24 protein-coding genes and 1 other annotated feature are annotated in these 25,867 nt (G+C 37.2%); of the genes, 18 read left to right on the top strand and 6 right to left on the bottom strand.

The genetic code is table 11. The annotated features are described in order from the left end of the window. Positions 1-12 precede the first annotated feature (12 nt). Positions 13-576 (top strand): CDP-alcohol phosphatidyltransferase family protein, encoded by a 564-nt coding sequence (locus RV17_RS04030; protein ID WP_067481491.1) that lies wholly within the window; start codon positions 13-15, stop codon positions 574-576. Between the two features lie 198 nt (positions 577-774). On the opposite strand, the gene RV17_RS04035 is transcribed toward RV17_RS04030, so the two are convergent. Further along, on the bottom strand, positions 775-1,011 hold the full coding sequence (locus RV17_RS04035) for a metal-sensitive transcriptional regulator (protein ID WP_067481516.1): 237 nt from the start codon (positions 1,009-1,011) through the stop codon (positions 775-777). Positions 1,012-1,216: 205 nt separating this feature from the next. Here RV17_RS04035 and RV17_RS04040 point away from each other — a divergent pair, with 205 nt between their 5' ends. The 4 genes from RV17_RS04040 to RV17_RS04055 all read left to right on the top strand — a co-directional run bounded on the left by RV17_RS04040 (position 1,217) and on the right by RV17_RS04055 (position 4,569). Then, positions 1,217-1,531, top strand: coding sequence for a rhodanese-like domain-containing protein (locus RV17_RS04040; protein ID WP_067481490.1), 315 nt, complete (start codon positions 1,217-1,219; stop codon positions 1,529-1,531). A 1-nt stretch (position 1,532) separates the two neighbouring features. Continuing rightward, a complete protein-coding gene (locus RV17_RS04045) occupies positions 1,533-3,182 on the top strand; it encodes an FAD-dependent oxidoreductase (RefSeq protein WP_067481488.1) in 1,650 nt (549 codons plus the stop codon). Further along, a complete protein-coding gene (locus RV17_RS04050; protein ID WP_067481486.1) occupies positions 3,175-3,471 on the top strand; it encodes a rhodanese-like domain-containing protein in 297 nt (98 codons plus the stop codon). The genes RV17_RS04045 and RV17_RS04050 overlap by 8 nt, the downstream gene beginning before the upstream one ends. 252 nt (positions 3,472-3,723) lie before the next feature. Then, the gene (locus tag RV17_RS04055; RefSeq protein ID WP_071868606.1) at positions 3,724-4,569 is read left to right on the top strand and encodes an LPXTG cell wall anchor domain-containing protein; all 846 of its coding nucleotides are present in this window, start codon (positions 3,724-3,726) and stop codon (positions 4,567-4,569) included. Between the two features lie 129 nt (positions 4,570-4,698). Here RV17_RS04055 and RV17_RS13400 read toward each other — a convergent pair whose 3' ends face one another. Then, positions 4,699-4,848 carry a putative holin-like toxin gene (locus RV17_RS13400; protein ID WP_169819320.1) on the bottom strand — a complete coding sequence of 50 codons (150 nt, stop codon included), beginning with the start codon at positions 4,846-4,848 and terminating at the stop codon, positions 4,699-4,701. A 271-nt stretch (positions 4,849-5,119) separates the two neighbouring features. After that, entirely contained in the window at positions 5,120-5,440 is a 321-nt protein-coding gene (locus RV17_RS04065; RefSeq protein WP_067481482.1) for a putative heavy metal-binding protein, read from the bottom strand. Positions 5,441-5,585: 145 nt separating this feature from the next. Here RV17_RS04065 and RV17_RS04070 point away from each other — a divergent pair, with 145 nt between their 5' ends. The 7 genes from RV17_RS04070 to RV17_RS04100 all read left to right on the top strand — a co-directional run bounded on the left by RV17_RS04070 (position 5,586) and on the right by RV17_RS04100 (position 11,410). Next, positions 5,586-6,242, top strand: a complete 657-nt coding sequence (locus RV17_RS04070) for an HI_0552 family protein (protein ID WP_067481480.1) — start codon at positions 5,586-5,588, stop codon at positions 6,240-6,242. A 115-nt stretch (positions 6,243-6,357) separates the two neighbouring features. Continuing rightward, positions 6,358-6,588 carry a DUF1858 domain-containing protein gene (locus RV17_RS04075; RefSeq protein WP_067481478.1) on the top strand — a complete coding sequence of 77 codons (231 nt, stop codon included), beginning with the start codon at positions 6,358-6,360 and terminating at the stop codon, positions 6,586-6,588. Next, positions 6,588-7,913 carry a DUF438 domain-containing protein gene (locus RV17_RS04080; protein WP_071868607.1) on the top strand — a complete coding sequence of 442 codons (1,326 nt, stop codon included), beginning with the start codon at positions 6,588-6,590 and terminating at the stop codon, positions 7,911-7,913. The genes RV17_RS04075 and RV17_RS04080 overlap by 1 nt, the downstream gene beginning before the upstream one ends. A 128-nt stretch (positions 7,914-8,041) precedes the next feature. Next, entirely contained in the window at positions 8,042-9,949 is a 1,908-nt protein-coding gene (locus tag RV17_RS04085) for a heavy metal translocating P-type ATPase (RefSeq protein ID WP_071868608.1), read from the top strand. A gap of 26 nt (positions 9,950-9,975) precedes the next feature. After that, entirely contained in the window at positions 9,976-10,206 is a 231-nt protein-coding gene (locus RV17_RS04090) for a heavy-metal-associated domain-containing protein (RefSeq protein WP_067481472.1), read from the top strand. Between the two features lies 1 nt (position 10,207). Next, on the top strand, positions 10,208-10,738 hold the full coding sequence (locus RV17_RS04095) for a ferritin-like domain-containing protein (protein ID WP_067481470.1): 531 nt from the start codon (positions 10,208-10,210) through the stop codon (positions 10,736-10,738). Between the two features lie 12 nt (positions 10,739-10,750). Beyond that, on the top strand, positions 10,751-11,410 hold the full coding sequence (locus RV17_RS04100; RefSeq protein ID WP_067481468.1) for a Crp/Fnr family transcriptional regulator: 660 nt from the start codon (positions 10,751-10,753) through the stop codon (positions 11,408-11,410). Between the two features lie 61 nt (positions 11,411-11,471). On the opposite strand, the gene RV17_RS04105 is transcribed toward RV17_RS04100, so the two are convergent. Together RV17_RS04105 and RV17_RS04110 are read right to left on the bottom strand one after the other, a co-directional pair. Beyond that, entirely contained in the window at positions 11,472-13,082 is a 1,611-nt protein-coding gene (locus RV17_RS04105; protein ID WP_071868609.1) for an ABC transporter permease, read from the bottom strand. 21 nt (positions 13,083-13,103) lie between these two features. Then, positions 13,104-13,985: an ABC transporter ATP-binding protein gene (locus RV17_RS04110; protein WP_067481464.1), complete on the bottom strand. Its 882-nt coding sequence runs from the start codon at positions 13,983-13,985 to the stop codon at positions 13,104-13,106. 221 nt (positions 13,986-14,206) lie between these two features. On the opposite strand from RV17_RS04110, the gene RV17_RS04115 reads away from it, so the two are divergent. After that, a complete protein-coding gene (locus RV17_RS04115) occupies positions 14,207-14,803 on the top strand; it encodes a TetR/AcrR family transcriptional regulator (protein ID WP_067481462.1) in 597 nt (198 codons plus the stop codon). Between the two features lie 250 nt (positions 14,804-15,053). Next, positions 15,054-17,048 carry an N-acetylglucosamine-specific PTS transporter subunit IIBC gene (gene nagE / locus RV17_RS04125; protein ID WP_071868610.1) on the top strand — a complete coding sequence of 665 codons (1,995 nt, stop codon included), beginning with the start codon at positions 15,054-15,056 and terminating at the stop codon, positions 17,046-17,048. A 347-nt stretch (positions 17,049-17,395) separates the two neighbouring features. Here nagE and RV17_RS04130 read toward each other — a convergent pair whose 3' ends face one another. Continuing rightward, positions 17,396-18,691, bottom strand: a complete 1,296-nt coding sequence (locus tag RV17_RS04130) for a polysaccharide deacetylase family protein (protein ID WP_067481456.1) — start codon at positions 18,689-18,691, stop codon at positions 17,396-17,398. 295 nt (positions 18,692-18,986) lie between these two features. Then, positions 18,987-19,190 (top strand) — a binding site (T-box leader). A gap of 108 nt (positions 19,191-19,298) precedes the next feature. Between RV17_RS04130 and tyrS the strand changes: the two genes are divergently transcribed. From tyrS to nhaC, 4 genes are all read left to right on the top strand, one after another. After that, on the top strand, positions 19,299-20,555 hold the full coding sequence (gene tyrS, locus RV17_RS04135; RefSeq protein ID WP_067481454.1) for a tyrosine--tRNA ligase: 1,257 nt from the start codon (positions 19,299-19,301) through the stop codon (positions 20,553-20,555). A gap of 290 nt (positions 20,556-20,845) precedes the next feature. After that, positions 20,846-22,723 (top strand): tyrosine decarboxylase, encoded by a 1,878-nt coding sequence (gene tdc / locus RV17_RS04140; protein ID WP_067481452.1) that lies wholly within the window; start codon positions 20,846-20,848, stop codon positions 22,721-22,723. 238 nt (positions 22,724-22,961) lie between these two features. Further along, positions 22,962-24,419: a tyrosine-tyramine antiporter gene (gene tyrP / locus RV17_RS04145; RefSeq protein ID WP_067481450.1), complete on the top strand. Its 1,458-nt coding sequence runs from the start codon at positions 22,962-22,964 to the stop codon at positions 24,417-24,419. A gap of 79 nt (positions 24,420-24,498) precedes the next feature. After that, positions 24,499-25,866: a Na+/H+ antiporter NhaC gene (gene nhaC / locus RV17_RS04150; RefSeq protein WP_067481448.1), complete on the top strand. Its 1,368-nt coding sequence runs from the start codon at positions 24,499-24,501 to the stop codon at positions 25,864-25,866. The last annotated feature ends 1 nt before the right edge of the window (position 25,867 follow it).

Below are 25,867 nucleotides of genomic sequence, written 5' to 3' on the forward strand. Positions count from 1 at the left end.
AGTTGTTAACAGATGAAAATTACGCAAAATTGGCGAGAAGAAATCAAAACAATTCCCAATGGGCTTTCGCTTTTTCGAATCGTTTTGTTGCCGGTATATCTTTATTTTGTTTGGCAACGTTCCTTTTATTTGGCAGGGTTAGTGATTGCTGTCTCAGGATTAACTGATTTTCTGGATGGTTATATCGCGCGCCGTTTCAACCAAATTACTGAATTAGGGAAATTATTAGATCCTTTGTCTGATAAACTTACTCAATTTGTATTGATTTTATCAATGGCATGGTATCGACCATGGATCTGGTTATTGCTGGGGTTATTTGTGATCAAAGAAGGCTTTATGATGATTGCAGGAATAATTGGACTGAAACATGGGGTAAAATTAAGTGGAGCCAAATGGTATGGCAAATTGGCGACAGCAGTGATTTATTTAGGGATGGTAATCTTATTAGTATGTCCTCAATTGGCGGAAACGTGGGTAAGTGTAATCTTCGGTGTAATTGCTATATGCTTGATGTTGTCGTTTGTTCTATATGCCTTAGAGTATCGAAAAATGTTACGTTCGACTAAACTTAACTGAATGTTTTATGAGAAGGTTGTGGCGCAAAGCGTCAAGCTTCAAGCAATAAGGATGCTTTTCTAAAAATAGCTTTCCATATTTTTAAGAAGAGAAGACTTATTGCCGAAGAAGTTGCTTTGGGAACACTATTTATTCGGAAGAAAAGGCTGTGACAAAATATTGTCATAGCCTTTTTTTGTGGAGAGGAACCAACAATCTTTATTTTTTAATAATCATATTGATTGCTTGTTCTAGTTTTTTTGACTGTTCTTCAGGATTGGTTTCAGGATTTTCAAAACAATTTTTAAGATTGTCGGCAACAATCATTCCCATCACCCGATCAATACTTGAACGGACGGCGGTTAGCTGAGTGATGACGTCAATGCACTCTTGTTCATTTTCAATCATTTTTTGAATGCCACGGATTTGTCCTTCGGTTCGTTTGAGACGATTCATGATTTTTTTGGTTTCTTTGGTTTCGTTTTCCAATGTGACGTCCTCCTTTGATGATAATAAATGAAATATACCTCAGGTAGGTATTTTTTGCAAATAAAAATCTTTTTTTCAAAGTTAACAAAATTGTTTTTCTTGACAGTTTTGAAATACTCCTGTTAAATATACCCCATGAGGTATATTTCTAAAAAAGAAAAGAGGGAAAGGAATGTTTTCATTTTTTAAGGTTATTCCGACAATCACTACGCAAGAATTGGCTGAAAAATTACCAACTAATCCTAAAATTGTTGATGTTCGGACAAGTTCTGAATACCGAGGGGGGCATATTCGACAAGCCAAAAATCTTCCTTTAGCGCAAATCAATAATTATCGCGGAAATCAAGAAGAAACGGTTTATGTGATTTGTCAATCTGGTATGCGGAGTAAACAAGCTGTTAAGAAGTTAAGAAAAGCGGGCTATTCTGCTGTGAATGTTCGTGGTGGTATGAATCAATGGCGTGGAACGAAAGTGAGAGGAAAGTAAAATGAAGATTGTTATTATCGGTGGTGTAGCTGGTGGGATGTCTGCTGCTACGAGATTAAGACGTTTGATGGAAGATGCAGAGATTATCGTATTTGAAAAGGGTCCATTTGTTTCGTTTGCAAACTGTGGATTACCTTACTTTGTTTCAGGAGAAATTGATGAGCGAGAAAAGTTATTGGTTCAAACACCAGAAGCATTGGCTGCTCGTTTTCGCTTAGATGTCCGACCAAATCATGAAGTAGTGAACATTTCTCCAGAAGAGAAGCAGGTAGAAGTGGTAGCAAATGGACAGAAAGAAACGGTTGAATATGATGCACTGATTCTATCTCCAGGGGCAAAACCATTTGTTCCTAATATTTCGGGAATTTCAACAGCTGAAAATGTTTTTTCAATCAGAAATGTACCTGATATTGACCGAGTAATGCGTGCATTGGAAGCGAAACCTCAAAAAGCGGTTGTTGTTGGTGCTGGTTTTATCGGTTTAGAGATGGCAGAAAATTTACAAAAGAGTGGACTGCAAGTCACGATTGTAGAGCAGGCGCCACACGTCTTACCAACGCTTGACGAAGAGATGGCAGTCTATGTCCAACAAGAATTAATTAAACAAGGTGTAGCAGTTTTAACAAGTCAATCAGTTGTAGGGTTTGAAGAAAAAGGGAAGAAACTTCGTTTAGCAAATGGTGAAACGTTAGCTTCTGATTTGACGATTTTATCAGTGGGTGTTCAACCAGAAAGTACGTTGGCTGAAAATGCTGGATTAAAACTGGGCTTACGTGGCGGAATCGTTGTGAATGAAAACTATCAAACAAGCAACCCTGCGATTTATGCTGTGGGTGATGCAATCGTAGTCAAACAGCAAATTACTGGTGAAGATGCACTGATTTCGTTAGCTTCTCCAGCCAATCGTCAAGGGCGTCAAGTTGCTGATGTTATTGCTGGGTTGCCGAGAACGAATCAAGGAAGTATTGGAACAGCGATTGTTCGAACGTTTGATTTAGCTGCAGGTTCAACTGGCTTGAGCGAAAAAAGTGCGAAAGCAGCTGGATTGCCAGTGCAAGTGACACATGTGCTTGGAAAAAGTCATGCTTCTTATTATCCTGGTGCAACTGAGTTGTTGTTAAAATTAATTTTTAATCCAATGACTGGTGAAATTTATGGTGCGCAAGGTGTGGGTGTTGCAGGAGTTGATAAGCGTCTAGATATTTTGGCAACAGCAATCAAAGGACAACTGACGATTTTTGATCTACCTGAATTAGAATTTACGTACGCGCCACCGTTTGGTTCGGCAAAAGATCCAGTGAATTTATTAGGATATGCGGCGATGAATATCGCGGAAGGAGTGAGTGAAACGATTCAGTGGCACGAACTTGCAACAGAGCTAGAAAACGGGAAAATTCTTTTAGATGTGCGCGATGAAAATGAGCTAGCTCACGGGAAATTTAAAGAAGCAATCACTATTCCACTAAATGATTTGAGAGAGCGTTTAGGTGAGTTGGATCAAGGCAAAGAATATATTGTGAGTTGTCATAGTGGATTGCGTAGTTATCTTGCGGAGCGTATTTTGAAACAAGCAGGCTTTAAAGTGAAAAATTTAGACGGTGCGTTTGCGCTGTATAAAATGGTGTTACCAGAGGAGATTAGTTATGTATAGAAGTATTGGTCCAGCAGAATTTTATCAAGAAACAAAAAAGAAAAGTATACCTGTTATTGATGTCCGTGAATCAGTTGAGTATCAAATGGGGCATGTGCCAAACGCGGAATCATTTCCGTTAAGTGAGCTAGAAGCTGCCAGCTCACAGTTGAAAAAAGAGAAGACGTATTATGTCATCTGCCAATCAGGCGGACGTTCAGCAACTGCTTGTAATTGGTTAGCTTCACAAGGATTTGATGTTATCAATGTAATGGGGGGAACTTCAGCTTGGCCAGATCGTCTGGTTTAGATGGAACTGAATGATAGAATTTAGTGACTACTTTTCTTTGGCATGTGATCTCAGTAAATGATCTCAGTAAATGATTTTAATTAGTGATTTAAATAAACAGTTAGCTGATAGCTACTCAATTTGATAATAGTGTAAGAGTGGATTGCTAGTAACTTGGTTTTATTAGACAGATTCCTTCGAATGTTTATGTTTCTTTTTCTTGATTTGTTTTATACTAAAACGAATATTGAAGAATAAGGACGGGATCCAGGCATGAAAAAATTTGTTACAAGTCTAGTAGTGACCGTTACTGCTTCGGGATTGTTTTTTTTAGCACAACCAGTCTTAGCAGAAACAACGGGAATAACACAAGCAACTAGCTCGACAAGTATCGAGGACACGGTGACAACGAGTGAGTCACAATCAGCAACACAACCAAATGAGTCAACAGAATCAATGATCACTTCTGATGAAATCGAAAATACAGAATCTTCAACACAGCGATTCGACCCTGATTGGTTTCAAAAGTTGGAAGAACGACGAAAAGAAATCGAACAGTCTTTAGAAGATGCTAAGAATCAATTGAAAGAAAATCAAGAAACAATTCATCAAGATTTGACTGAACTAAAAGAGAACGCACAAAAAAAACATGAACAATTGGAACAAAATTTAGCGCATGCACAAGAAATTGCTGATGCGACACAAAAAGATATTGACGGAAAAATTCAAAAAGCCAAAGAGATTCAAGAACAAATTCATTCATTGGGGACAGACGCATCTACTACTTTAACCAATACACAATCAGATATTGAAACAGCGAGTGCTGAAATTGATGCGAAAATTCAAGATGCACAAGCGGCGATTGAAGACGCAAAGGCAAAGAAAACAGATCTTGAGTCAAGTATCGGTCGAATCAAGTCTATTTTACACTCAGCTGGTTCTAACGTAGAAAACCAAGAAGTTTATGCGGCAGACACGAAACAAAGTGTGGAACCTTTAGCAGCTAGCTCTACGGTAAAAGAGTTACCTAAAACGAATGACGAACAATCAATTGGGTTAGCTGTTTTAGGATTAGGATTGGTTAGTTTCACAGCTATTTTAATGAAAAAAAGGGCCTGAATAGCTTTAGTTAGGCTAAGTAGGAAAAAATTGTTTCTAGTGTTTCAAACGAAAATATGCTAAAATAAGTATAGAAAAAGGAGTTGCGTCAACAACTCCCTAACAGCACCGTTTAAGACGGTGACCAGATTAATTTAACGAAAAAATAATCGTCCTGGTTAGAAGCAGTAGACGGTTATTTTTTTTGTCTTGGTTGACTACTGCTAGGATGCCAAAAATGATCGTTGCGATTAACGAACCGAAACCGATCATTAGCTCCAAAGCTGATTCAACAGGCAAAAAGGCTTCTCCTCTCTCTGGATTTTGGAAGTACGCACATACGCATCCCCCCTCACTTTTAATTGGATAGCCACCGTCATAAACTCTACTGTCGTTTGTTAGTATACCATGTTCGTCAGAAAAAAAACTTGACTTTAAAATAATCCTGGATGTTTTTTTATAGCACATCCATTCATTTTTAGAAACAGAATAAAAGCATCGCTTTCTCAAAAATAGTCGTTTTTTTTGAGAAGCGATGCTTTTGTTTCGTTCTAACTTGTAGAAAAGCTGTTTATCGGGTAGCTACAGCAGTTCCGCTACAAGTAACCATTAACATACCGTTGTCACTACCAAGAACCTCATAGTCCATTTTTACACCAATGATGGCGTTAGCGCCAAGAGTCTCCGCGCGACGTGCCATTTCAGCTAGCGCTTCTTCTCGAGCTTGTAATAGCTCATCTTCGTAGCTTTTTGAGCGTCCGCCAAATACATTTCGTAATCCTGCACCGATATCTTTAAACACGTTGATACCAGTAATTACTTCACCAAACACGATTCCTTTATAAGCCTCGATTGTTGTTCCTTCAACACTATTTGTAGTTGTTGTAATCAATTCGATCACTCCTTTCTTAGCAAAAGTATAGCAAATTTTTTAATAAAGCGCTCTTTTTCAGCGGAAGTGTTGAAAATCTAAGTAAAAATTGCAACTTTGACTCGAGCTGTTTACAATAAAACTGGTGACAGAAAGAGGTGCGCACATGGAATTGAATCAAGCTGATTTCCAATTATTTGATCGAGAAATATATACTTTCAAGCAATTAAAAGAACAGTATTCAACACAAGAAATCGAAGAAATCAAAGCAGATTATAAAAAACAGTGGCAAAAGTGGAAAACGTTACAGTTAGAAGTTGCAACAGCGTTACCTGTAGAATATGGGATGCAAAAACCCAAAGTTGAAAGTTGGACGAATGGCTGGAATTTACGAAGTCATTTTTGGAGTGCTTACCGCAGCGAAGATCGCCAGCGAGAAAATGCATGCTTGGCTGTGTTATTAAATAAAAAACAATTTCAAGTTTATTTGATGTTTCAACAGTATAAAAGTGAAGAGCGAAGTGGTGGAGTGGAAGAATACAATGAGTTGCTAGCTGCATTACCAGAATGGAGTAAACAAGTTGCGATAGAACGCTATTACATTTGGCCTCAAGTGGAACACGAGTTGGAGGATCACTTACCTTTGGCTACCTATTTAGCAGATTCGAAAGGGCAAGAAAAATTGAGAGAAGCAATGGGGAATCGTTCGTTTCAGATTGGTCGCTTGTTTTTTGAAACAGAGGCTCCAGTAGAAAATCTTGTAGCAGAAACAATCAAAGCGTTAAAAGAGTTAGCACCTTTGTATTTTGCATTAAAAAAATAAACCTGTCCCTGTCTTTTCTAGCAAGGCTTGTGAAAAAGTGTGTTAATTTTGAATGAAAATAATAGTAAAGAGGCGTATAATAAGCGAGCATTCATGATTAAAAAGGAGGATGTCAATGAAAGAATTGGATTTATCAAAGTCTTTGTTTGAACTAGTTTCCCTTTACCCCGAAGTAAAGGAATTGATGTATAGATTAGGTTTTGAAGCAATTGCAAAACCAGGAATGTTACAAACAGCGGGTCGTTATATGACGATTCCTAAAGGTGCAAAAATGAAAAAAATTCCTTTAGAAAAAGTGATCGGATTATTTGAAGAAAATGGATTTATTGTGAAAGGAGTAGAGTGATGGAGCGAACAAGACAGCAACGACAAGAACGCATTGTAGAAATTTTAACGTTGTTACATGAAGGTGGTTCGTTTGAAGCAGCGAAAGAATTGTTTAATCAAGAGTTTGACGGAGTGGATGTGACAGAAATCACAGCAGCTGAAAAAGCATTGATTCAGAGTGGCTTAAATCCACAAGAAATCCAACGATTATGTAACATTCATGCGGCAGTATTTAAGGGATCAATTAATGAGATTCATCGATCGAATTTGGAGCATGAACAACCTGGGCATCCTATTCATACGCTGAAGTTAGAAAATCAAGTGTTACAATCTTTGTTAACAGATGAAATTGATGACTTATTGTTAAAAATCAAAGCAGGCGATTGGACACAAAAAGAACGACTACTTAAAGCACTCAAGGATCTAAGACAAATTGATAAGCATTATGCACGTAAAGAAACATTGATTTTTTCTTACATGGAAAAATATGGAATTTCAGCACCACCCAAAGTGATGTGGGGTGTGGATGATGATATTCGCGACATGGTAAAAGCTTTGATTCAGCTAGCGGAAGACGAACGAGCAGCATATAACCCCATTGCTACCAAATGGGAAGAAACGAAAAACGAAATCGAGGAAATGATTTTTAAAGAAGAAGAAATCATGGCGCCGATGACGCTGGATGTCTTTAGTTTATCTGATTGGGAAAAAATCGCAGCAGATAGTTTTGATATTGGTTTTGCCTTTATTCCAGAACCGCTTCCTTGGAAACCGAGCCAAGAGGCATTGGAAAAAGAAAGCGAGCGCGAACCAGCTCGTCAGTTGGCAATCCAACAAGCAAAAGCAACCACAGACGGAATTGCCGAAAGCTTGTTGAACGAAACGGATAGCGTACCAGTATTTGTAGAAAAACAAGACAAAGCCGAAATGAAAGAAGTTTCTGAGCCAATTGTCCTACCAACAGGAACGTTAAAACTGGAACAAATGATTGCAATGTTTCAAGTTCTACCCGTTGATTTAACCTTTGTGGATAACGACGATCGAGTACGCTTTTTCTCTGAAGGAAAAGAACGTGTTTTTCCACGAACGACGTCAGTGATTGGGCGAGAAGTAGTAAATTGTCATCCACCAAAGAGCATGCATATTGTGCAGCAAATCTTAGATGATTTTCGTTCAGGTGCCCGTTCTGAAGCCGAGTTTTGGATTGATATGCGTGGGAAAAAAATCTATATTCGCTATTTTGCGTTAAGAAACGAAGCAGACGACTATCTTGGTTGTTTAGAAGTAACCCAAGATGTGACACGAATCCAGTCACTTGAAGGACAAAAAAGATTATTGGACTAAAGCTAAGGATAAAAGGTTGTAATGAGTGTGACCGCTCATTGCAATCTTTTTTGTTTTCTTGATAGCTATCAATGTTTTTCGCTTCTCTTTTGATTATTCTGTTATTGAAAAGTAAAGGAGGAGTTAGAATGAATAGTCAAAAAATAATTTTAAGTCATAAAAAACAATTGATGGTAATTAGTGGGAGTTTCATCTTTTTAGCGCTTGTTGCTAAATTTTTTTCGTATCAAGAAGGGTATCGTTTAAGTATGGCGATTTCGGCTCTTTTTGGGATTTTACCAATTGGACTTCAAGCATACCAAGCAATTAAAGTGAAAGTTATCAGTATTGATCTGTTAGTAACAATTGCGATTTTTGGTGCGTTTGCGATTGGTGAGTATAATGAGGCTGCGATTGTTGCATTCTTGTTTTTATTTGGTCATTTTCTTGAACAAAAAACATTGGAAAAAACACGTTCTGCTATTCAAAGTCTTGTTCAATTAGCCCCGACGACAGCTTGGAAATTTTTTGAAGACACGGTGGAAAAGATTCCGATTGATGAGGTCGAGGAAGATGATTTGTTATTAGTTAAAACTGGTGCCCAAGTTCCAGTAGATGGGGTAGTTATAGAAGGTGAAGGCTCAATTGATGAATCAAGCGTTACCGGTGAAGCGCAGCGAGTAGCAAAAAAAGCCAAGGATCAAGTGTTTGCTGGAACAATTTTAGAAAATGGAACATTGAAAGTACAGGCAATGCGAGTCGGTGAAGAGACAACTTTTGGGAAAATTATTGAACTAGTTGAAGAAGCACAAGATGCTAAATCAACAACTGAACGATTTATTGACCGATTTGCAACATACTACACACCGTTTGTGTTGATTCTTGCACTTTTAATTGGGGTGTTTTCTAAAGATATTCGTTTGGCAATCACAATTTTAGTTTTAGGATGCCCAGGAGCGTTAATCATAGGTGTTCCTGTCTCCAATGTTGCTGGAATCGGGAACGGTGCAAAAAACGGTGTGCTGGTCAAAGGTAGCGAAGTAATGCAAGTGTTTAGCCGAGTAGATACCATGGTTTTCGATAAAACAGGAACGTTAACTAATGGAAAACCAAGTGTTTCAAGTGTTAAGTCTTATGGTCAATCAGCGACGAATGTTCTGCCATTCGTCGCTAGAATCGAGCAAGAATCAGATCATCCTTTGGGACAGGCAATTGTAAAGTATGTGGAAAAACAGATGGGAAATATTGAACAGTACCAAGTAACAAATACCACTGTAATCAAAGGAAAAGGAATTATTGCGACAGTAGCAGGAGAAAAACTATTTATAGGTAATCGCCAATTGTTAAGCGATCAAGCTATCTCTCTGTCAGAGGTTGAAGCAGACGAGCAACGACTACAACAAGAAGGTAATTCTTTAGTATTTGTGGCAACAAAAAATGAGGTCGTCTTATTGATTGGAATCAAGGATCAACTTCGTGAGGGCGTCAAAGAAACTTTACAGAAATTGCAAGAAAAAGGGATCAAACGGCTCGTGATGTTATCTGGTGATAATCAACTGACTGCTGAAAGCATAGGAAAAGAAATCGGTCTGTCGGAAATACATGGAAACCTATTACCAGAAGAAAAAGCAAACTATATCAAAAAAATACAAAAAGAGGGTCAAGTAGTTGCTTTTGTTGGTGATGGAATCAATGACAGCCCTTCTTTAGCGATTGCAGATATTGGAATTGCAATGGGGAACGGGACAGATGTTGCGGTGGAAACTTCCGATATTGTGTTGATGCAGTCTGATTTTAAAAAATTGCTTTATGCGTTTGATTTAACCAAAAAATCAGTTTTGAATATGAAAGAAAATATTGGGATTGCGTTAGGAACAGTTTTATTCTTACTAATTGGATTGATTTTCGGCTATGTCTATATGGCGAGTGGTATGTTATTTCATGAATTAAGTATTCTACTAGTCGTTTTTAATAGTATGCGTTTATTATCTTATCGGCAAAAAAAGAAAAAACTTGATAGAAATCAATTATTTAAAGAAACAGAGGAATTAAACTAGAGATGTAGTGAAAGGGAGGATTTATCATGAAAAAAGTAATTATCCAATTAGGAACATTGACTTGTCCATCTTGTATGCAAAAAATCGAACAAGGACTTAGTCAACAAACTGGTGTTGAAAAAGTAAAAGTTTTGTTTAATGCCAGCAAAGTAAAAGTTGAAATAAATGAAAAGGACATTCAACCAGAAGATTTAAGCAAGACAATCGAAGCGTTAGGTTATGATGTCGAAGGAATGAAAGTAAAGGAGTTAGCTTAAGATGAATTCAATTCAAAAATATGAACAAGAAAAACTTCAAAGTGAACAAGATCATCATACGCCAACTGCTGCAGCAATGATTAGTCATATTCTGTCTAACTTAGTTATTCATCGTACAAAACTTAAACAGATAAGAGCGTACCTTAAAGGTAACCAACGTAGTTATTTAGAAACCAAGTTACCAACAATCATCGCGAAAGAAGATGAGTTGTTTGACGAATTAAGTCAATTGGTATTAGATGAAGGGGAACTCATTCCAACAACGACTACGGAATTTGTCGATTATACAATGATTAAGGAAAGTGGTCAGTTGAAATATGAATCTCCTGAAAAAATGTTGACCGAGATGGTCGCTGATTTTGCAACTCAAAATTTATTTGTTACTCGTGGAATTGTTTTAGCAGAAAAAGAAAATAAATATGGATTAGCAGAATGGCTCAAAGGATTATATGCTTGGCTTAATCACCAATTGTATACTTGGCAAAGTTATTTAGGAAATGATATTCGAGAAGGGTTAATGGAGGAAGAATAAGGAGGGAGTTACGTGGAACATCAACATTTGTGTGTCTCAGTCGTACCGTTATTCAATCATCTGGCAGAAGCAGAACAACAAAAAATCCATGAATTAGTGAGCCACCGAAAGTTTAAGAAAGGTGAACAAATCTTTTCACCAGCTGACGAGGCTCAATTAGTGATTGTCGCTCAAGGAAAGTTGAAAGTGTACCAGCTTTCTTCTAGTGGAAAGGAGCAGTTGTTGCGTGTTTCTTTGCCAGGAAGTTATGAGGGAGAAAGCCAATTGTTTGGTGTTCCTAATGACTCCTTATTTGCTGAAGCATTAGAGCCCACAGAAATTTGCTTGTTAAGACAACGAGATTTTTCAAATTTGTTACTTCATTATCCAGAATTAAGCTTAAAGTTGTTAGAAATTAATGCAGAAAAAATGGCGAAGATTGAGCAACAAACACAATTTTTGATGATGGAAAAAGTGGAAGAACGCTTAGCCACGTATTTGCTTGACCTGTTTCAAGTAGAAGAAAATGTTCAATTAAACCTCCCGATGAAAATGAAAGAGTTAGCTGCTTTTTTGGGAACTACCCCTGAAACATTATCCAGAAAATTCAAGTTGTTGGAAAAACAACAACTAATTCAACGAAAAGGTCGAGTCATTGAACTGACTGACATCGAGGGATTAGAAGAACTGTAACTATTATTAGAATGTCAAAGAGAGGATGAATCCAAACTGATGGTTTGGATTCATCCTCTTTTTAATCGACAATCAAATCTCTTTGACGATAGCCAAGGGCACCTAAGCAAATCATACCTATACTAATGACCATTATTGTGCTAAACGTTGAAAAATCAAATGTTTCCACTGGCATCTTAGGAAACCAACTTTGGATGGCCGTTTTGGCAAACCAATCAGGCAAATTTAAAATTCCGCCGAAGTAATTCAGCATGAACGAATAACCTAAATAAATGTAACTAATTTTGCCGAGTTTGGGTGCCCAACCTAAGAACAATCCAGCTAACCCAATGAAAAACAAAATTGTCGGAAAAAGATTAAACCCAGCTGTTAAAAAAGTAGCTAGTGTCATTGGTGATGTGGCAGTCATCACTGACAATGCTGTTACCCCGAGAGAGCCCGCGCTCAACAAAGTTGCTAACACGCCGGCAATCACAGCCAAAATAATTGTAGTCCAATAAAATGTATTACGAGAAGTCTTAGTTGAAAACAATTGATCCAGGTGCCCGCGAGTTTCTTCCGAGAATAATTTATTCGTTAACGCAATTGGCAAAATGGCCGAAAGGCAAATTAAGACCATCATAATCGTGCTAGTAAACGATTCTTCTATAGAGGAACCTGATTGCATAAACATTTGTTTCATTAACTCATTACTTTCTAAAAAATCTTGCATATCGCCATAAATCGAACCATAAGCAGCACCCATGACAGTAAAAGCTACGAGCCAACTGATAATGACTCCTCGATTTAGACGGAAAAACAGACCGGGAACGGATAATAACGAGCGTTTGGCTCTTGCAGGTCCCTCACTTTCTGGAAAATAACCAGAATTCAAATCACGATGTTCTTCTAATAAACCCGCACCAACGCTGATTACTATACTAAACAAAAGGAGGTAAAGGAGTGGAATCCAGTTATTTTTAGTAAAAGGATACGTTAAATAGGTCCAACCTAAAGGATTAAGCATGGACAAATCACTTTTGCTAACGTCAGTCCAGGCTCTCATTAAGTACATCAGACCTAATAGTGAAAGTGATGTGCCAGTTGCGCTTGAAGAAACCGGCATGAGTTGAGCAAAGAATAAAGCAATCACACCACCTAAAAAACCAGCAGCTCCCACGGAAAAACCAAACAGCAAGGATCCTTCCACTGTTATAGAAGAAGCTTGAAAGGCAATCATAATTCCACCAGTGAGTCCTGCTAGTAACAAATTGATTAACAAAGTTTCAGCTAAAACAGCAAATGAATTGGCTTGTCGACCAACTCTGAAGGAACGAATCAATTCTGCTAAGCCAAGATCTTCTTCTTTTCTTGTATGGCCGACCACGTGTAAAATGGATAGCACAGCTGCAAATAACCCACAGAAAAGTAACATTTCGTTTGCGTACATCGCACCTAGTGTATAGTCAGCTGCTGAATGGACAGGTGAAGGTCCGACCATTGAAATCATCGCAGGGTTTTGCATCGTTTCATACATTCCTGTTAGACCATTTCCTTTTGCAATCTCTTCGAAGGCTGGAACATAAGCACCAGAAAATAAACCCAAACCAATGACCCAAAAACTTATTTTTTTCCAATCACGCTTGAGGTACTGCAAGAAAAGAACAGACCAACGTGAAAAACGTTCGTTCATAATAAAAAACCTCCCTGTGACTTAATTTTCATAATGACGCATAAATAAGTCTTCGAGTGTTGGTGGGACAGACTCAAACTTCTTCACTCCTAATTTTGTAGCGGCAAGTAAAATTTCATTGAGTTGTTCAGTATCCGCAGAAAAATGTGCTTGATTTTCTTTTTGAACAAAGTCGTGAACACCAGACAAACTTGCAAGAGTTGCGACATCGCCTTGTGTTTCAATAGTGATTGTTGAGCGAGTCAAGTGTCTTAATTCGGCTAACGAACCTTCTTCGACAACTGTTCCTTGCCGGATAATAACAATCTTATCTGCCAAGCGTTCCACTTCACTGAGAATGTGTGAAGAAAGCAAGATTGCTTTCCCAGCACGTTTGATTTTTTCGACCTCTTCTTGAAATACTGCTTCCATTAACGGATCAAGACCTGAAGTTGGTTCGTCAAACAGATACAAATCAGAATCTACTGATAATGCAGCAATCAATCCAACTTTTTGGCGGTTCCCCTTTGAATAATTTTTGGCTTTTTTCTTAGGATCTAATTCAAAACGTTTAATCAACTCATCACGTTTTTCTTTGTTCCCATTTCCATGTAATTTCATAAATAAGTCAATGATTTCGCCACCAGTCAAACTTCCCCATAAAGCAACATCTCCTGGAACATACGAGAGACGTTCGTGAATGACAAGACTCTCTTTAAATACATCTTTACCGAAAATTTCAGCTTGTCCGCCATCTTTACGAATGATTCCTAACAATGTTTTGATAGTTGTTGATTTTCCTGCCCCGTTTGGGCCGATAAAACCAACAACTTCACCAGCGTTCACAGAAAAAGACACGTCTTTTAGTGCTTCGAATTTTCCAAACTTTTTTTGTAAATGCTGTACCTTAACAACTTCTGACATCCCCAAGTCACTCCTTTCACATTCAACTACAGATTCATGTTTGGTTAACTGTAGTGAATCTTGTCACTGATGATATTCCTTTTATTTTTCACTGTCAATAAAAATCATTGCGCAAATAAAACTAAAATACTATTGTTGGTTTAATTTTTCGGGTGTATAATACCTTTAATTGTAAAAATGAACTATTTCTGATAGTAAAGTTTAAAAAAGAGGTTGGTAGAATGAATGGTTTTGAAAAAAGAACAGAAGAAAAAAAGAAACAAATTGTTGAAGCAACATTCGATATAATCAACTCTGAAAATGGGTTGGCAGGTTTAACGATTGATGAAGTAATTGCTAGGACATCTGTTAGTAAAGCAACAGTTTTTAAGTACTTTGGAAACAAAGAAGCGTTAATTTATCAAGTATTCTTTGAGTTTATGGATGAGTTAAAAGATTCAGCAAAACGAATTATGGAACAAAATCTTTCGTTTGAAGAAACTTTAATCAAGATGAGTGAAAATAAGATCGATTACTTAAAACGAGTAGATCAACAATTTTATCTTGATTTAATGGCTTATTATACGAAAAGAAATAACCAACAATTTTCAGAAATGATGGACGAATATACGAAAGAGAGTTTAAACATGATGCTAGACCTTTTTCATCGTGGACGAAAAGAAGGAAAAGTGGACTTGAAATACTCAGATGAATTTTTGTTGCTGTACTTTCAAGCAATGATCGAAGGGATTTCTAAACCTGCTATTTATAGTAAATTATTACCTTACACAGCGGAGTGGACAGAGTTATTATTAAAAGGAATCTCGCCTAACAATTGAAATTGGTATAGATTGGTTTTGCGCGTTTTTATTTTTACAATCGAATATAAGTTTATTTTTAAGTATGAAAATAGCTGGATGAGGAGCATCTTTCTTGTTTGGTGAAATTTTCATGCTTTTTTTTATTTGAAGTGGTATACTTTCTTTTGTTGATTTTTTATTTTTCATGAAAACTTTCCGAGAATGAAAATCAATAATAATTTAGACTAGATCAGAGAAATAAATGGTCTGTTTTTTTGGGAGGAAGAGAATGAAAGCATATATGCAAAGGATGGGTCGCTCGCTAATGCTACCCGTTGCAGTTTTGCCAGCGGCATCACTTTTAGTTGGGATTGCGAATTGGATCGTAGGAATGGGGATCAGTAACGCGGGAACAACTTTTTTGATGAATGCTGGTTTAGCTATTTTAAATCATTTGGCTCTATTATTTGCTGTTGGGTTAGCGTTAGGAATGTCTAAAGATAAGGATGGCTCGGCTGCTTTAGCTGGTTTAGTTGCTTATTTAGTTCCACAAACTGTTTTAGCTCCGCTTTCTGTTCAAGGATTGTTGGGCTTAACCAATCTTGCTGACGTCAATCCAGCATTCAATAGTATGGATAACAATGTTTTTGTGGGAATCGTAGCTGGTTTAGTGGCTGCTGAAATGTACAATCGTTTTAGTCAAGTCAAGTTACCAATGGCTTTATCATTTTTCAGTGGGAAACGGTTGGTTCCAATTATGTCAGCATTAGGAATGTTGGTAGTTTCGGCTATTTTATTATTCATTTGGCCTAGTGTATATGATGTGTTAGTTGCATTTGGTAAAGGGATTTCTGGTTTAGGATTCATTGGCGCCGGCGTATATGGTTTGTTTAACCGTTTATTGATTCCTACTGGATTACACCATGCGTTGAATTCGGTTTTTTGGTTTGATGTAGCTGGAATTAATGACATTGGAAACTTCTTGGCCGGACAACAAGCGTTGGATACTGGCAAAGCAATTGTTGGACAAACGGGGATGTATCAAGCAGGATTTTTCCCTGTGATGATGTTTGGCTTACCAGCTGGAGCGTTAGCTATTTATCAAAGTGCTCGTCCTGAAAAGAAAAAACAAACGGCTTCCCTGATGCTTGCAGCAGGCTTTGCTTCATTTTTTACTGGCGTAACGGAACCATTAGAATTTTCATTTATGTTTGTTGCTTGGCCGTTGTATGTTTTGCATGCTATTTTTACGGGAATCTCATTGGCAGTTAGTGCCTTTTTCCATTGGACGGCAGGCTTTGCCTTCAGTGCAGGTTTTGTTGACTATTTTTTGTCATTGAAAAACCCAGTCGCAAATCAACCTTTGATGTTGCTTGTTCAAGGTGCTGCGTTTGCAGTTATTTATTATTTTGGGTTCCGATTTGCTATTCAAAAGTTCAATTTGATGACTCCGGGAAGAGAAGTGGGAACTGGAGAGGAAACACCAGAAGTTGCCACCGGAGAAGACAAGTTTTCACACCTAGCAACTGAAATTTATACAGCACTTGGTGGTAGTGACAATGTTCGAGTAATTGATAATTGTACCACCCGCTTACGTTTACAAGTAAAAGATACTAATCAAGTGAATCAAGAAAAAATCAAAGCAACCGGTGTTCCGGGAGTTAAAGTAATTGATGACACAAATATTCAAGTTATTGTTGGAACTGAGGTACAATTTGTTGCTGATGAAATGGGTAAACTACATGGACAATCAGCACCAGCTAAGAGGATGAACGTACCAAAACAATCATTTGAGGATGAAACGCCAGTTGATAAGGAAGTTGCAAAAACAAATGAGCTGTACGCTGTAGCAAATGGGAAATTGATTCCAATTAGTGAAGTTGCAGATGCGGTTTTTTCTGAAAAAATGATGGGAGATGGCTTTGCGGTTATCCCAACTTCAGGAGAAATTTTTGCACCGGTTTCTGGAACGATTGCAAGTATTTTCCCAACGAAACATGCTGTTGGTATCAAGACGGATAGTGGTATCGAAGTGTTGCTTCATATGGGAATCAACACGGTTGACTTAAAAGGAGAACCGTTTACGATCTATGTTGAGGAAGGTCAGCACATTGCGCGCGGACAATTGATTGCAGAAGTGGATCTAGCCATGTTAGCAGTGAATGAGAAAAAAACCGATATGATTGTTGTTTTCACAAACGGAGAAGCAATTGAAACAGTCATAGTAGACACGGTGACTTCTGTTCATGGAAATGAAGTAATCGGAAAAGTAGAAGCAAAATAAAAAAAGGGTGTGGCTCAAAGTAAATAGCTTCAAGCAATAAGGATTTTTTCTAGAAATAGTTTCTCGTATTTTTGTGAAAAAAAGACTTATAGCCGAAGAAGCTGCTTTGGGAACACCATTTATTCGTAGAGGCTGGGATAAAAGTAGCCTAAATAGAAAAAAGCCTAAAATTCGTTTTTGAAAACGTTGATTTTAGGCTTTTTTTTGTGGAAATTTGTTGAGAACGACTGGCTATCTAGTTTTGTCCCACACTCTTATTTGTGACAGAGTGAGAAAAAGTTGTTACTTTGAAAAAATTTATTTCTTGATGTTTCTTTTTTCTGACTCTCTTTGGATGAATGCTTCTATTAGCTTAACCCACGAGCTTGTTTATCAACAACAGAAGGCACGTTGATGAACTGCTCTAAGACATTATTTTGACCCGAAAGTTCAGATTCAAAGCGAATGCCGTCAATATTGATCCGTGCTTGTCGGTAATAGTTTGCACCTAATTGTCCCCAAGAAGGAGTAGAGGCATCGACATTACAGAAAATTGAAAAACCTTGTGATTTTAAGTAATCAAATTTTTGATTTTCAGCTGTATAGTCGTGCCAATCGCTGATATCTGCGCCAAAAGGATAAATCAACATGGTTGTTTTTCCTAAGATTGGAGCGACTTCGTTTTGCCAAAGTTCATTGTCGCGTTTCACATCTTCTAGGGAAGCATTCGTCATATTCAGATGCCCCCAAGTATGAGAAGCGAACGTCCAGCCATCTTTTTTCAATTGTTCAGCAACTTTTTTCGCTTTTTTGATTTCTGTATTTGTTTTCTCGTTATCTCCATATTCTGATTTTGATGTTCGATAACCAAGCACACCATTGTAGCCAGTTAATGCGAGTGTTCCCTTAGCTCCTTGATAAGAAAAATCAGGATGTTCTTCAACAAATGTATCGATTAAGGGAACCATATCAAAATCACCGATTTGTTCTTTTTTATTATTAACATACACATTTTTCACTTTGTCCTTATCAATGACCAATTTGTCAGGAAAACCTGAATCTTTCATGTATTCATAGTAGCTGACATCATCTTCTGAAAGGACGAGTGGCTTTTTGTCTTTAGGCAAAGAAACACCTACAAAGGAAACATTTCCTTGATCATCAATCGTAACTAAGTCGGGTAAATTTACTAAAACATAATTATTTTTATAAAGCTGTTCAATCGTTTTGTTGAACTCAGGAATTGTGACCATATATTCCTTATAGCCTTGTGCTTGTTGTGACTGGAATGCTTTAGCTGGATCAACAATCAAGCTATGGAAAAACAAATGAGAAATTTTTGTTGGGTCATCCCATTTGACTAATTGTTCTTTTTCTTTTTTGATGGTTTGAAGGAACGCCTTCGCTTCATCGGAATGAGCGTCAGCTAGTTGCTTGATCGCTTCATCATAGTGATAACTTTTGACTAGTTGTTGTGCTTCACTCAGTTTTTTATCATCGGAATTGACAGCTGCTGGTTGGCTTTCGGTTGATTGTTCAGCCGTGGTTGAAGAAGCTGACTTTTCATTAGAAGTTGCATGAATAATCAAAAATAGGCTGAAGATTGAAATTAGCACTGTTATACCAGCAGTGACTCCAAGAATCTTTTTTTGTTTTTGTTCCATTAACTTATACCCCTACCTTTACACTTTTACTCAAATAATAGAATAACTTTGTTTCTTTTATTGTAACGAAGACAGGAAAGAAGTGAAAGTGATACGCTGATTTATGAGAAAATCAGCTATTTTTATCATCAATTCTGACGAAAAAAATGATATGTTATAAAATTATTCAAAAAACTGCTCGAATGTGATTTTACTCATCATAATTATTAATATTTTTTGTTATTTAATAAAAAAATATTTGTTTTGTGTTGACAAAGAAAAAAACGGGCTCTATGATAGACACATGTTAATAGATAACAAGACGAAGAACGAAACGAAGTAGTGATTAAGGTCGATGTTTCAGAAAGCTAGTGGTTGCTGCGAACTAGTACAAGCCTTAAAACGAATTACATTTCAGGAGTCTTTGACAGTTTTTGTCACGCGACAGCGTTAAATGTTTGAGAGATATGTTCTTGAAGAACATATAATTTGGGTGGTACCGCGAATTTTCGTCCCTTGACTAGTTATTAGTCAAGGGACTTTTTTTGTTCACTCAAAAAAGTTTTACTAATTTTACGAATGCTAGCAGGTTCCTGCTTTCATAAAAAACTATACGGAGGTCAATATAATGAATATTATTGATGAATTAACTTGGCGTGATGCCATTAATCAACAAACAAACGAAGAAAGACTTCGCGAACTCGTTGAAGAGAAGAGTATTTCACTTTATTGTGGCGTTGATCCGACAGGCGATTCTATGCATATCGGACATTTGATTCCCTTTATGATGATGAAAAGATTTCAATTGGCAGGCCATCATCCATATATTCTTATTGGTGGCGGAACAGGAACAATTGGTGATCCAAGCGGACGACAAACAGAACGTGTTTTACAAACAATGGAACAAGTACAACACAATGTTGATGCACTTTCAGCACAAATGGGTAAATTATTTGGCGCAGATGCAAACATCACATTTGTAAATAACTACGACTGGTTATCAAACATTTCTTTACTAGAATTTTTGAGAGACTACGGTAAAAACTTCAACATTAACACAATGTTGGCAAAAGATATCGTTGCAAGTCGTTTAGAAGTAGGGATTTCATTTACTGAATTCACTTACCAAATCCTTCAATCAATTGATTTCTTGCACTTACACAAAACATTTGATGTGCAATTACAAATCGGTGGCGCTGACCAATGGGGAAATATCACTGCTGGTTTAGACTTAATCCGTAAACTAGAAGGTCCTGATGCAGAAGCCTTTGGACTAACAATTCCATTGATGCTAAAAGCAGACGGAACAAAATTCGGGAAAACAGCTGGTGGAGCAATCTGGCTAGATCCTAAGAAAACATCACCATTTGAATTCTACCAATTCTGGTTAAACCAAGATGATCGTGACGTTGTGAAATACTTGAAATTCTTCACATTCTTAACAGAAGAAGAAATCGATGATTTAGCTAAAAAAGTTGAAACGGAACCTGAAAAACGTGAAGCACAAAGACGTTTAGCAGAAGAAGTAACTGCTTTTGTTCATAGTAAAGAAGACTTGGAAGAAGCGCAAAAAATAACAGCAGCTTTGTTCTCTGGAAACATTAAAGAACTAAATGCTGAAGAAATCGCGCAAGGCTTTGGTAAAATGCCAAACGTTGACATTTCAAGCACACCTGAAAATATCGTGGAACTACTTGTTTCAACAAAAATTGAACCATCAAAACGTCAAGCACGCGAAGATGTTTCAAACGGAGCTATTAGTATTAACGGTGACCGTGTTACCGATTTAAATTTTGTCGTAAATCCATCAGATGAATTCGATGGTAAGTTTGTGGTTATTCGAAAAGGTAAGAAAAATTACTTTTTGGCCAAAGTAGTTGATTAGAATTTAGTAATTTTTTGCCTTGAAAAAGGTAAGCTCTATTACAAGATTCAAACTTTTGAAACCCATCCTAAAAGGGAACGACGGTTGTCGTTAATACAATCTTTAAGAGGGAATTTACTTTTGTAAATTCCCTCCTTTTTTTAAATTTTTTTAAAATCACATACAATTCGTTCAATTACATATTATTAGAAAATGATTATAAAATCGACTTATTTTTAGTTTACAGAATTAAAGAACAGGTGTAATGTAGGGCTCGACAAAATTTAAATATTTTTTTAGGAGGGTTTCACATGAGTGAATCATTGTCAAATGATCTAAACCTGAATGCACTATTCATTGGTGACAAAGCGGAGAACGGCCAAATCTATAAAGCTTTGTTAAATGAGTTAGTTGATGAACATTTAGGATGGCGTCAAAACTACATGCCTCAAGACATGCCTATTATTACGCCGGAAGAAAAAAGTAGTGCTAGTTTCGAGCACACTGTAAATAAAACGAAAGACGTTTTATCAGAAATTTCAGCACGTATGCGTACCCATTCTGTTCCTTGGCACAATGCCGGACGTTATTGGGGACACATGAACTCTGAAACATTAATGCCATCTTTACTAGCGTACAATTTCGCAATGTTATGGAATGGTAATAACGTTGCCTACGAATCTTCTCCAGCAACAAGTCAAATGGAAGAAGAAGTAGGACATGAATTTGCAAAATTAATGAGCTATGAAGATGGCTGGGGACACATTGTTGCCGATGGTTCTTTAGCAAACTTAGAAGGTCTTTGGTATGCTCGTAATATCAAATCTTTACCTCTTGCGATGCAAGAAGTAACACCTGAATTAGTTGCTGGTAAGAGCGATTGGGAATTAATGAACATGTCAACAGAAGAAATCATGAATCTGTTAGATAGTGTTCCAGAAAAAATTGATGATATCAAAGCTCATTCAGCACGTAGTGGTAAACATTTAACAAAATTAGGTAAATGGTTAGTGCCACAAACAAAACACTATTCATGGCTAAAAGCAGCCGATATCATCGGTGTTGGGTTAGACCAAGTTATTCCAGTACCAGTGGATCATAACTATCGCATGGATATTAACGAATTAGAAAAAATCGTTCGTGAATTAGCTGCTGAAAAAACACCAATCTTAGGTGTAGTCGGAGTTGTTGGTTCAACTGAAGAAGGCGCAATTGATAGCATTGATAAAATCGTTGCTTTGCGTCGTGTCTTAGAAAAAGAAGGAATTTACTTCTACTTGCACGTAGATGCTGCTTACGGTGGATATGGTCGCGCAATTTTCTTAGACGAAGACAACAACTTTATTCCTTTTGAAGAATTAAAAGATGTTCATGCGAAACATCATGTCTTTACTGAAAACAAAAATTATCTTTTAGAAGAAGTTCATCATGCATATGAAGCAATTTCTGAAGCTGAATCTGTAACAATTGACCCACATAAAATGGGTTATGTACCTTATTCAGCTGGTGGAATCGTTATTAAAGATATCCGCATGAGAGACGTTATTTCTTACTTTGCTACTTACGTATTTGAAAAAGGAGCAGATATTCCTGCTTTACTTGGTGCGTACATTCTTGAAGGTTCAAAAGCTGGGGCAACTGCTGCTAGTGTTTGGGCTGCTCACCATGTATTACCTTTAAACGTAACTGGTTACGGAAAATTAATGGGTGCATCAATTGAAGGGGCACATCGTTTCTTCAATTTCCTAAACAACTTGTCATTTAAAGTTGGCGATAAAGAAATCGAAGTTCATCCATTAACTTATCCAGATTTCAACATGGTTGATTATGTGTTCAAAGAAAAAGGAAATGATGATCTAGTTTCTATGAATAAATTAAACCATGACGTGTATGACTACTCTTCATATGTGAAAGGTAGCATCTATGGAAATGAGTTCTTAACTTCACATACTGATTTTGCTATTCCTGATTACGGTAACAGCCCATTACAATTTGTGAACCAACTAGGCTTCTCAGATGAAGAATGGAACCGTGCTGGAAAAGTAACAGTTTTACGCGCAAGTGTAATGACACCATATATGAATAAAGCAGAAAACTTTGAAGAATATGCTGAAAAAATTAAAGCTGCTCTTCAAGAAAAATTGGAAAAAATCTACGCAGACCAATTATTGGCAAGCGAAGCAAAATAAGTTAATCGAGATGGAGTACCCGTTTATTTCGTGAAGGTAGGAGAAGTCTGGGAATGATTGCCCAGACTTCACTTCTCCATTTCTTAGTTTTGAGGTCGTCTTTGGAGCATTGTCGTTTAAGCGATAGGCTGAAGCATGAAACCGAACTTTGAATCGATGGAATTACTTTTGTTTATTGCCAAACTTAGATTGCTTCAAAGACACTATTTTATCCAACAAATCAAGGAGAGTGTCAACCGTGAGTGAATCTAAAGTAAGTAAGATGGGTCTTGGAACCTTTATTGGTCTGACAATGGCATTGTGTGCTACAGTCCGAAGTATTCCGACTTTGGCAGCAGTAGGTTGGACGTTAATTTTTTATTCGATTTTTGCAGTTTTATTCTTTGCTGGTCCGATCTCAATGGTTTCTGGTGAACTTTCAACGATGCTTCCTCAAGAAGGCGGCCCACAGTTATGGGTAAAAACAGCTTTGGGTAGTAAATGGGGATTTGTCGTTGCTTGGTTGCTATGGGTTCAAATGTTCCCTGGTATGGTAATGGTTGCTTCAACATTAGGCCCATTGCTTGGAAATACGTTTGGGAATGTTGAACTAGGAAATAATCATTGGTTCGTATTAGCTTGTATTCTAGTTATTTATTGGGTTATTACTTTATTGAATTTAAAATTTGATATGGCAAAAGTCGGCGGAAATATCGGTGTTTGGTTAGGTGTATATATTCCCGTTGTCATTATGTTTGTGCTTGGTTTATTGGCAGCATTTAAAGTTGGTTTGGTTTCAAACGGCTATCTAGGTGCATTTTCTTGGTCAAAAGCTTTCCCAGACTTAGAACACGTGGAATCATTAAAATATCTAGCTGGTATCACTTTTATTTTTGTAGGGATTGAAATGAGCTCGGTTTATATGCCTCGCTTAAAAGATGCAACGAAAAACTATACGAAAGGTGTATTCATTGCCTTGATTGGTTTAGTTTTATTGAATGTCATCAATGCGATGTTAGTTGCTAACGTTGTTCCAAATGGAAAAATGGAGTTGGCAAACATCACACAACCAATCTTGATTGATTGCCAAATTTTAGGTTTACCAGAAGTAATCGGAAATATTTTTAGCTTCATGGTCTTTATTGGTGTGTTGTTACAATTATCTGCTTGGGTTACTGGACCATCAAAAACAATCATCCAAGTGGCCAGAGAAGGCTTTTTACCACCAAAATTTGGTTTCCACAAAGAAAACAAATATGGTGTTTCTAAAAATGTCGTGTTAACACAATCTATTGTTATTTCATTATTTGCACTTCTTTATGGTGTAATGGATGATGTTAGTGCTGTTTTCTTGACATTAACAAACGCAACTACAGTTATTTATTGTATTGTTTATGTGTTGATTGCTATTTCTTTACTTGAAATGAGAAAAAAACATCCAGAATTGAACCGACCTTATCGTATTGGTAAGTCAGGAAACTTCTTTGCTTGGGTTGTTAGTTGTATGTTGATTTTCTCAATCGTTGTCGTTGTTTTTGCTACATTAGGAACAGCAACAATGGGGGATGCATTACTTGTAACAGCTATCGCAGTTGTTATGTTTGTAATCCCATTGATCATCAATCATTTCAAGAAAGATTCTTGGAATACTGCAGTTGAAGCAAGTTTAGAAGAAAATTTAGATGAATACTCTGATCAAGTGACACATAGTCACTAATCCAGATTGTCCTACCAAGAGAATAATATTTTCGAGGTGGGACTTTTTTCATGAAAAAATAATGGAGAAGTGAGAACAAGTGAATAAAAAAAGTTCGATAAAAGAAAGTATCGCTGTGTTGGTGGTACTATTAGCAATATTAGGCGTTTTGATTATTGGGTTTCATTTGACACCACATATTCCCATCTTAATCGTTTTTATGGGTTTGTTATTTTATGGTAAAATCAGAGGCTTTTCTTGGGATGACATCCATGCAGGAATCGTGCAAGGAATCACACCGGGAATCATTCCAATTTTGATTTTTTTGTTGATTGGTGTGTTAGTTGCCTCATGGATTTTAGCAGGGACAATCCCAACAATTATGGTTTATGGCTTCCAATTGATTTCTATCCGTTTCTTTTTACCTACGGCGTTTTTGGTTTGTACAATTGTGGGGATTACAGTAGGAAGTTCGTTTACGACGATTTCAACTATCGGAATTGCTTTCTTGGGGATTGGTCATTTGTTAGGATTTTCTGACGCAATGACAACAGGGGCTGTGGTCTCTGGGGCATTCCTTGGAAACAACTGTTCACCACTATCTGATACGACAAATTTAGCGGCAGGAATTGGTGGGGTAAATCTATTTGACCACATTGCAGCGATGCGCTATACGGATTTGCCAGCGTTTATTGTGTCCTTGATCTTGTATACATTGTTAGGTCAAAATAGCCATTCGGCAGATTTATCAAATATTACTGGAATGATTGATAAGATGCAGGCGAGTTTTTGGATCTCTCCTTGGACGTTGATTCCACTAGTTATTTTATTTGGTGGTGCAATTAAAAAAATTCCAGCTATTCCAACTTTATTAGTTGGTTCTTCGGCAGCAGTTGTCTTGGCGTTTATCCATCAAAAAATAACGATTCAAAAAGTCGCAGATATCTTGATGAATGGTTATCTTGCTCAAACCTCAGATGAAAAGTTGAATACATTGCTTTCTCGAGGAGGAATTATGAGTATGCTTGGTTCTGCCAGTTTGATTTTGTTAGCTTTGGCATTAGGTGGATTGCTAATCAAGTATGAAATCGTTGGGACGATCGTTCAAACGCTGCGCGAGAAAATGGATCGACCTTCACGTTTGATTGGCTTCACAGCGTTAAGCAGCATCGGGATTAATTTGATTGTCGGTGAACAATATCTATCGATTATTTTACCGGGAGAGACCTTTAAAGAGTCGTTTGAGCAAACTGGTTTACGTAAGACCTATTTGACACGCACGTTAGCTGATGCGGGTGCTGCGGTCAATTCTTTAGTTCCATGGGGAGTTAGCGGTACGTTTATTATGGGCACGATGAAAGTTAGTGCGTTACAGTACCTACCGTTTGCTTATTTTCCGTTGTTTGCACCAATATTTACAATAGCAATTGGGTTTCTTTTGAATAAGAGAATTAAATTGAAAAAATAAA

It is taken from the genome of Enterococcus thailandicus (assembly GCF_001886265.1).
Lineage (GTDB): Bacteria > Bacillota > Bacilli > Lactobacillales > Enterococcaceae > Enterococcus_B > Enterococcus_B thailandicus.